Genomic DNA, 913 nt, shown 5'->3' with positions numbered 1-913 from the left:
ACAAGGCGTACGAGCTGATGGGCGAACTCAAGCGCCTGAAAGACGCCGAGGCAGCGGACATCGCCGCGCTGGAAGACCTGAGCAGCAAGTTCTCGATCGGGCGCATTCTGTCCAGCTTCAAGGACGATCCGGCGTTTCAGGAAATCGTTTATGGTCTGGCGCTGAAGGTGCTGAATCAGACCCACCAGGCGATCAGCAACCCGAGCGGCGGCAAGAGCAAGGCCGCCAAAAAGAAAGAAGTGGAAATCTTCACCATCAGCAAGGACGGCGCCAGCGTAACCCTGCCAATGCGCACGCCGCGTTCGCGCCTGAATGTTGATCGTGAGGCACTGGAATTCCTCGGTTTCACCTTCGTGGGTGAAGGCGATGAAGCCGAGCTGGAGAGCGAAACCTTCGTCGATAACGCCGGCACGGAACAGGCGGTGAACCGCAAGAACATCATCACTGCCCTGCAGCAGCAGACGGCGTTTGACGGGTATAGCATCGCGGCGCAGTAATCTGCAAAGCGCTTGTGAAAAAGCCCCGCGCTGAGTGATCAGGCGGGGCTTTTTTCGGCTTGAGGTTTGCGGTGCTGGTTCGATCGTAGCCCCTCACCCCAGCCCTCTCCCGAGGGAGAGGGAGCCGATTTGTGGGTTATTCAACATTGCGTTCAACGCGATACCGCATGTCGACGTATCTCGCCCAATCACCTCGGTCAGTCCCCTCTCCCTCCGGGAGAGGGCTAGGGTGAGGGAAGCATGCGCCGGAGATCTCAAGCCGAAGGATGCAAAGCCGCAATCATGTCCACTTCAATCGCCGCATTCTTCGGCAACTGATACACGCCGATGGTCGTGCGCGTATGCCGCCCGGCATCGCCCAGCACATGGCTGAAGACATCCGAAGCGCCGTTGGCCACTTCGCTCAGGTCGACAAA

At 59.0% G+C, this 913-nt stretch carries 2 protein-coding genes; one reads left to right on the top strand and one right to left on the bottom strand.

Features of this window, described 5'->3' with window-relative positions:
- Positions 1-497: hypothetical protein (locus tag D6877_RS21400; protein ID WP_130912041.1), on the top strand; the 497-nt coding region annotated here is incomplete at its 5' end.
- A 254-nt stretch (positions 498-751) separates the two neighbouring features.
- On the opposite strand, the gene D6877_RS21395 is transcribed toward D6877_RS21400, so the two are convergent.
- The coding region (locus D6877_RS21395) for a RidA family protein (protein WP_130912040.1) at positions 752-913 on the bottom strand (162 nt) is incomplete at its 5' end.

The sequence above is a fragment of the Pseudomonas sp. Sample_9 genome (assembly GCF_004307535.1).
Classification (GTDB): Bacteria; Pseudomonadota; Gammaproteobacteria; order Pseudomonadales; family Pseudomonadaceae; genus Aquipseudomonas; species Aquipseudomonas mercuritolerans.
The sequence above is the reverse complement of the archived record's forward strand: the minus strand, read 5'-3'. Positions and strand labels throughout refer to the sequence as shown.